The organism is Shewanella sp. NIFS-20-20, assembly GCF_019209865.1.
Lineage (GTDB): Bacteria > Pseudomonadota > Gammaproteobacteria > Enterobacterales > Shewanellaceae > Shewanella.
Genome location: NZ_JAHUTT010000001.1, coordinates 141511 through 148452 on the forward strand (window position 1 = coordinate 141511; position 6942 = coordinate 148452).

The 6942-nt window shown below is 46.6% G+C and carries 8 protein-coding genes; 6 read left to right on the forward strand and 2 right to left on the reverse strand.

The window, feature by feature from the left end:
- Positions 1-247 precede the first annotated feature (247 nt).
- Positions 248-1237: a 2-hydroxyacid dehydrogenase gene (locus KU855_RS00545; protein ID WP_218528385.1), complete on the forward strand. Its 990-nt coding sequence runs from the start codon at positions 248-250 to the stop codon at positions 1235-1237.
- A 67-nt stretch (positions 1238-1304) separates the two neighbouring features.
- Here the strand turns inward: KU855_RS00545 and KU855_RS00550 are convergent, their stop codons facing one another.
- The gene (locus tag KU855_RS00550) at positions 1305-1841 is read right to left on the reverse strand and encodes a DUF3332 domain-containing protein (RefSeq protein WP_218528386.1); all 537 of its coding nucleotides are present in this window, start codon (positions 1839-1841) and stop codon (positions 1305-1307) included.
- A 299-nt stretch (positions 1842-2140) separates the two neighbouring features.
- On the opposite strand from KU855_RS00550, the gene KU855_RS00555 reads away from it, so the two are divergent.
- Positions 2141-2884, forward strand: coding sequence for a spermidine synthase (locus tag KU855_RS00555; protein ID WP_218528387.1), 744 nt, complete (start codon positions 2141-2143; stop codon positions 2882-2884).
- 187 nt (positions 2885-3071) lie between these two features.
- Positions 3072-4001, forward strand: a complete 930-nt coding sequence (gene lpxL, locus KU855_RS00560) for an LpxL/LpxP family Kdo(2)-lipid IV(A) lauroyl/palmitoleoyl acyltransferase (protein ID WP_218528388.1) — start codon at positions 3072-3074, stop codon at positions 3999-4001.
- A gap of 56 nt (positions 4002-4057) precedes the next feature.
- Here the strand turns inward: lpxL and KU855_RS00565 are convergent, their stop codons facing one another.
- Positions 4058-5470 (reverse strand): TonB-dependent receptor, encoded by a 1413-nt coding sequence (locus tag KU855_RS00565; protein WP_218528389.1) that lies wholly within the window; start codon positions 5468-5470, stop codon positions 4058-4060.
- Between the two features lie 330 nt (positions 5471-5800).
- On the opposite strand from KU855_RS00565, the gene KU855_RS00570 reads away from it, so the two are divergent.
- The 3 genes from KU855_RS00570 to KU855_RS00580 all read left to right on the forward strand — a co-directional run bounded on the left by KU855_RS00570 (position 5801) and on the right by KU855_RS00580 (position 6757).
- On the forward strand, positions 5801-6166 hold the full coding sequence (locus tag KU855_RS00570; RefSeq protein WP_218528390.1) for a hypothetical protein: 366 nt from the start codon (positions 5801-5803) through the stop codon (positions 6164-6166).
- Positions 6167-6262: 96 nt separating this feature from the next.
- Positions 6263-6556, forward strand: a complete 294-nt coding sequence (locus tag KU855_RS00575; protein ID WP_218528405.1) for a DUF3144 domain-containing protein — start codon at positions 6263-6265, stop codon at positions 6554-6556.
- Positions 6557-6586: 30 nt separating this feature from the next.
- Positions 6587-6757 (forward strand): hypothetical protein, encoded by a 171-nt coding sequence (locus KU855_RS00580; RefSeq protein ID WP_218528391.1) that lies wholly within the window; start codon positions 6587-6589, stop codon positions 6755-6757.
- Positions 6758-6942: the final 185 nt, after the last annotated feature.

The following is a 6942-nucleotide window of genomic DNA, read 5'->3' on the forward strand; positions in this document are numbered from 1 at the left end:
TCTGGCGCGAGTGAATTGGGCTGAGCCAGCTGGCTTGAATCATAGCCTCCTCAGAGCGTCACTTCGTCAATAAATATGGGGTAATACAGTCATTTGTTGTGTAATTTTAGTCATTTAGCATGTTGTTGCCGCTGACTTTTTAGCTTTGTAAAATTGCTGAATATTGATCCTAGAGGGTATCGTAACCATCAATTTCGTATAGACTTAGCTGCGATTACCACCTCAATCAGTCGTTAAGGAGTAGGGCATGCGAATTGGTTTTTTTAGTGCGAAACATTATGACATGCATCATTTTGATGCCATTGCCGCCCAGTTTGGCGCCGAAATTGAATATTTTGATCTGCGATTAAGCACTAAAACCGTACCACTAGCTCATGGATTTGAAGTGATTTGTGCCTTCGTTAATGATGAGCTCAATGCGGACGTGCTAACCCAGTTGGCCGAGCAGGGGACAAAAATTATTGCGATGCGCTGTGCCGGTTTTAATAATGTCGATTTGGCCGCGGCCAAGCGCTTAGGAATGCAAGTGGTCAATGTGCCGGCGTATTCCCCCGAATCGGTGGCTGAACATACCGTGGCGTTGATCTTGACTCTCAACCGCAAAATTCACAAGGCTTATCAGCGCACCCGCGATGCCAATTTCTCGCTTGAGGGCTTGGTCGGTTTTAACATGTTTGGTAAAACCGTCGGGATTATTGGCACAGGTAAAATTGGGCTTGCCACCATCAAGGTGATCCAAGGCTTTGGCTGCAAGGTATTGGCATTCGATCCCTACCCCAATCCTGACGTGTTAGCGCTCGGGGTGGAATACGTCAGCTTAGATCAGCTATTCCCCGTGTGTGACATCATCAGTTTGCATTGCCCGCTGACCCCTGAAAACCATCATTTATTGTGCCAAAGCAGTTTTGAAAAAATGAAGCCAGGGGTGATGGTCATCAACACGAGCCGCGGGGGGCTGTTGAATGCCGTGGATGCGATGGAAGCCCTTAAATTGGGGCAAATTGGCTCGTTAGGTTTGGATGTTTACGAAAATGAGAAGGACTTATTTTTTGAAGATAAGTCGAATGAAATCATCCAAGATGATGTCTTTAGACGCTTATCGGCCTGCCACAATGTGGTGTTTACTGGCCATCAGGCTTTCTTAACCGAAGAAGCGTTAGACTCGATTGCCAACACCACCTTAACTAACATTAAGCAGGTGCTGGCCGGCCATCAGTGTGGCCACGAGTTATTTTAATCGTTAAAAAAAATGGCTGCCAATGGCAGCCATTTTTTATGAAAAGCAACTTAGTTGCCCGTTCAGCTTAGCTCTGACGGCTAGCGTAATAGGCTTGTAACTCGGCGGCAGAGGCCGTAGCAATGTGCTCACCATCCAGATAGAAGTCAACGTTATCGCCTATCTTCTCGCCCGACATGATTTGCTCACTACCGTCTTCATAGGTCAGCAGCATATCAATTTTGTTGTCACTCACTGGAGTCACAGTGGCTTTGGTTAATTTAACACCAGTTAATGGGGCCTTAGTTAAATCTTTATCTAAATGAGAGTTCACTTTAAAGATGGCTTCAACAGGCATATCTACTAACGCAGGTGATTTACCGGTAATTGGGTTGGTACCAGTCCAGAACTCAATGGTGTTAAAGATAAATAAGTCACCCGTTGCGGCAAATCCATACACAGGGCTTAATAACACGAATAAGCCAGCACGGCCATAACGGTTATCGACTACGCTCAGGTTGCCCTTAGTCACTAAACCACTCAGACCCATTGAACCCATGCAGCCGGTCAGTTGGGTGCAAATCAGAAGCGAGGCGCCGATGGCCAGTTTTTTTGTTAATGTCATTGGAAGTCTCAATGGTTAGAAAATTGGAGGGCGAATTTTAGCCAGTCCCATTTTTTTTCCTGTGAGATAACTCCCAGCCTCAGGTAAGCGCGGTGTAGCCGATGTTGCCATGTGTGCGCTTAGGTTTTTGAGGGTGCGCGGCTGTTGTGTTTTGTGGTGGCGAGTTGTCTTGGTGCTGATGGCTGTGGTGGGATGTTAATCACCGCCTCGATAGGCGGTAACATTTGGAGCTTAAAAAACCTGTGTTGGCTTGGGGCTGGTCTGTGGCAAAATGGCCTTTTAGCAAACGAGCAAGACTCATGAGTGAGTACCAATGCCTGTGGCAAGGGGAAGATCAATACGGCCCCATCAGTGTGGTTGAAGATAATGACTATCGACTGTTGGCTTTTGGCGATAATGATGAGCAAAGTAAGCAATTAAAAGTCGCGCCGCATATTCCTCAACATACATATATTCAAGCCATGTTATTGAGTCTGTTATTTATTAAGCCTAAGTCCGCGATCGTGCTGGGGCTAGGTGGCGGCGCCTTATTGCATTCGCTTAAGCATTATGATCCGGCGATGAAGCTCACTGCCGTTGAACTAAGACCACAAGTCATTGAGCTGGCTAAACGCTATTTTCGGGTGCAACCCAGCAAGAAGTTGCAGCTTATTGAAGCGGATGCCATGGCGTTTTTGGCTGAAGCGAATCATAAACGCTGCGATGTGATCTATGCCGATATTTATACCGATGCCGGTATCGATAAGCAGCAGTTGTCGCAGCAGTTTATCGATCATGCCATCAACTTATTAAAAGCGGACGGCATCTTGGTACTGAATTGCTGGAAAGAACACAGTCGCGATGTCGAGTTATTGGCGCGTTTGCAGGCGAGTTTTGTTGAGGTGTATGCTTGCTTAACGTCGGGCAGTAACTGGGTTATTTTTGCCGCGAAGCAGGCCGGCACCTTACGTGATCACGATTTAAAATCCGCCATTGACGATCTCTCCTGTCGTCTAGATTACAGTGTCTCTCGCTCACTCTCTCGGTTTGGGCCTTGGCTATGACGGGCGAGGACGACGAGCCGGTCACTGCTGTCATCATGACCATACCAACCTTCGCGGCCGTTTGCCGACGCGGTGGCAAATAAGCGCTTCTCTATTTTAGCGAAGGCGAATAGAATGCCGCTCCATTGTGTTGCTATCACCCCATTTATCGTGTCATTGCCACGTTATGCTGTTGGAACTAGGCGTTATGAGTAAATATACTGCACCCCAATTCACCCTGTCCTTGTTGCATCCTCGCTACTGGGGCACGCTGTTAATCATTGGCATCATGTTTAGTTTGAGCCTGTTACCTTATAGCTGGCAGTTTCGTTTAGGTCAGTTGTGTGGCCGTTTTGCCATCCGCTGGATGCCTAAACGTCAGCGCACGATTGAACGTAATCTGAGTTTATGCTTTCCCAATATGAGTGATAAGGAGCGCGCGGCCTTAGTTAAACTCAATATCGATAACACCGGCTTGGCATTATTTGAAACCGGCATGGCGTGGTTTTGGTCGGATAAACGGGTATTACGTCATGTCGATATCGTTGGGCTTCGGCATTTGCAAGCCTTGGCCGCAGAAGGTAAAGGGGTGATGTTACTGGCGGTACATTCGCTCAATCTTGAGCTGGCCGCGCGGGCATTTGGTATTCAGATGTCGGGGATGGGCGTGTATCGTCCTAATAATAATCCATGTTTTGATTATTTTCAGTACCGTGGCCGTTCTCGGTCGAATCGGACCTTGATCGATCGTAAGAATATTAAATGCATGCTGGATTCTTTGCGCCAAGGTGCGCGGGTCTGGTATGCACCGGATCATGATTATGGCCGTCGGCGCTCGACATTTGCTCCCTTGTTTGCGGTCGACAAGGCATGTACCACCACGGGTACCAGTATATTAGTCGAGGAAACTGATTGCGCGATTGTGTCATTTTCTATGGTGCGCCAACACGACAGTGGTCGTTATGTGCTGACCTTTAATGAGCCCTTGATTGATGCCTACCCCAAAGGGGATGAGGTTGCCGCGGCGACTTTTGTCAATGGTCTCGTCGAGCAGGCGATTATGGCAGCGCCCAGTCAATATATGTGGCTGCATCGCCGCTTTAAGACCCGCCCTGAAGGCGAGCCTTCGTTGTATTGATAAGGCGCTTGGGCTAAGTGTGGTCGCTGTTTATGCTGGCAGCGACCGATTTTTAGCTAACTACGAAAGCCGAATAATTTGTGTTCTATGATGGCGTCAGCCACCACCGGCGGCAAGGCGTGCTGCCAGTCTCCGCGGCCTTTAGACAATTGCTTTAAGATTTCGCGTGAGTAAATGGTAAATAGTTCGGGATTACTGGATTCAATGCCGGTAAAGAAACCGTTATCTAGCAAGTGTTGATATAAGAAGCGTAAGTTGCTGGGTACCGACACTTGGGTTAAATCGTTCATCAGCCCTTGATCATTGAGCTCGGGATAAACAAATAAGCGAGTATGATCCGGAAACAGTTTACCAAAGCCTTCTAAAATCCCGCCTTCGAGTCCTTCATAAAATTTATCATCAAAAATCTGCTGAATGTTGACCATACCAATCACAATGCCAATTTGGAGCTTGGTATATTGGCGAAAATAGGCGCGCAACGAAAAATAGCGGGTATAGTCAGAAATCATCACATTGTAGCCCAATAAATTGAGCAACTTTACCCGCTCCATCATGTCTTCAGCCGAAATATTGGCATCTTTACCATGGCGATCGTTTAAAGATATCTCGGCAATAACAACCGTGTTGTCGGTGTTAACATCATCTAGTAATTCAAAGGCTTTTTGCCCTTGTTCAATCATATCGACATTCAGATTGGTCACAGGTTTAAATGAGCCACGAATGGTCAGCACATTTTTTTTATAGAGCATATCGGCCGGTACGGCCACACTGCCATCGGCTTTAAACATGACGGCGCGGGTTTTATGGCTGCGAATAAGATGAATGTTTTTAGCCTGATTATTAATGTCATCAAAATAGGGGCCACGAAAATCAATGGAGTCAATTTCAATGCGGTTGGCTTTCATGTTATCGGTTAACGAATCTATAATGCGCTTGGGATCTTCAAAATAGTAATAGGCGGCATAAATAAGATTGACTCCAAGAATGCCTAAGGCTTGTTGCTGCGCCTCGGCGTTATCGTCAAACATACGCACATGCACCACAATATCGGACGGTTCAGCGCCAGGATACATTTGTACCCGAACCCCGCACCAAGCATGACATTCGTTGTTGCGATTAAAGCTTTTGGCTGCGACGGTGGCGGCGTAGGTAAAGTAACGTGATGATTTAGAACGGATGTCACCGACCCGCTCGATAACCAGCGCAAACTCTTGCTCCATCATGGCGCGAACTCTGGCCTTGCTCACATAGCGGCCGTCTGGTTGCGCCCCATAAATGGCATCTGAGAACTTCATATCATAGGCTGACATGGTTTTGGCTATGGTGCCAGCGGCGGCGCCTGCAACAAAAAAATTTCGGGCAACCTCCTGGCCGGCACCAATTTCAACGATCGTACCGTATTTTTTATCGTCGAGGTTGAGTCGAAGGGCTTTATCTTTGGTGCTGCGCGAGCTGACTTGCTTATCCATAGCGTCTCTCAAGTTAATCAATTGTTATCACTACTAATTAAGTTTATCTTAAATGAAGTTATCTGCTAGTAGGATCGCCGAAATGATTTAAGCCGTCCTGGCTGGCGTTGGCACCAACCCATGACTGCGGCGAGTATTTCGATGGCTAGGGACGGCAAAACCTAGGATTTAGTCACATCATAATAAAGACAAGTTTGCGGGATGCAGCTTGGATTACTTTCAGTATGAACCAAGGATGGAGCATGAGCCTCACCCAGATAGATATTGCCTTTGAGCCCACTAATCTCCCGTTAGCTGAATTATTGTTATCGCTCACCACCGCAAGCGACAGTGTTGCTTGATGAAGAGTATTTTGATCATATCGTGGTGGTATTAGGCAAAATTGTTGATGCAAAAGATACGATTATCGCCAAACGGCCCTATCGCGAGGCGAATTCGGTCGATACTGCGTTAGCCATCATGAGTAAAAATATCGGCACTGCCATCGATCGCAATGGTTTTATCGCATTAAAAAGCGTTAAATCTAGCGGTTACCCAAAAAGCCACGGAGGAAGCCTAAGTCTCGGAGCCATCATCGAGGAGTTAAGACGGGCGGTTCGCTTAGCGACCATGGGATCACGCTGCCGTACTGAAGCCACTGATCTTTGTGTTAATTTGCGATTCAGCGCATTGTTTTTACTTGAGCGCGTTCAATAATGTGAAGCGGGTTGCTGTCTATATTCCTTAAAATGCGTAGGGTAAAGGGCATGAATGAGGTCATGGCGATCTCACGGATATGAATAGGAATTGATGATGTCTGAACTCGATAAAGCGTTTTATAACCGTGCCAGTGAATTGATCCAATTGGCCAACCAGCAGAATCAAGATACAGAGATTAAAACCGGTGAAGTCAGTGCGTCATTTATGTATGCCCTGGCTCGTTACAATGCTTGGTTTGGCTCAACCAGCTTCGAGACTAAGGAGCAAATGGCATCGAAGAAGCAAGAGATGATGGACTACTACATCGAGCGCTACAAAGAAATGCTTGAAGCCAATATGTCTGATTATATCGAGCACTTTGATCATTATCGCGCGAGCCAAAAGTAAATTATCGCAAGGTTAGCCCTGCACGGATAAATGAGTGCATGGGGCGAAGATCTGGCGGCAAGTGTCTTGCCGCAAATCGCCTATTCCGGTTTTGCTCGTCAGGTCATAGCGCCGAACGCCCCCCTATTCGTCAAGGTGGTGTACTCGACAACTGACGAGGTGAGTCAACTCTCTTTTGTTGAACGTCTACATTTACCCTAAAAATAAAAACAACTAGGCTATTAACTTGCACTTAGAATTATTTTTTATCTATCTCGACGGCGTTGTTTCCTAAATCATTGAACTAATCATCAGAACCACGATCAGATCATTAGAACTTTGAGATGGGTGACGATGATGGGTAAGGCAAAGTACAAAATCAGCAACTGGAAGCAATATAACCAAGC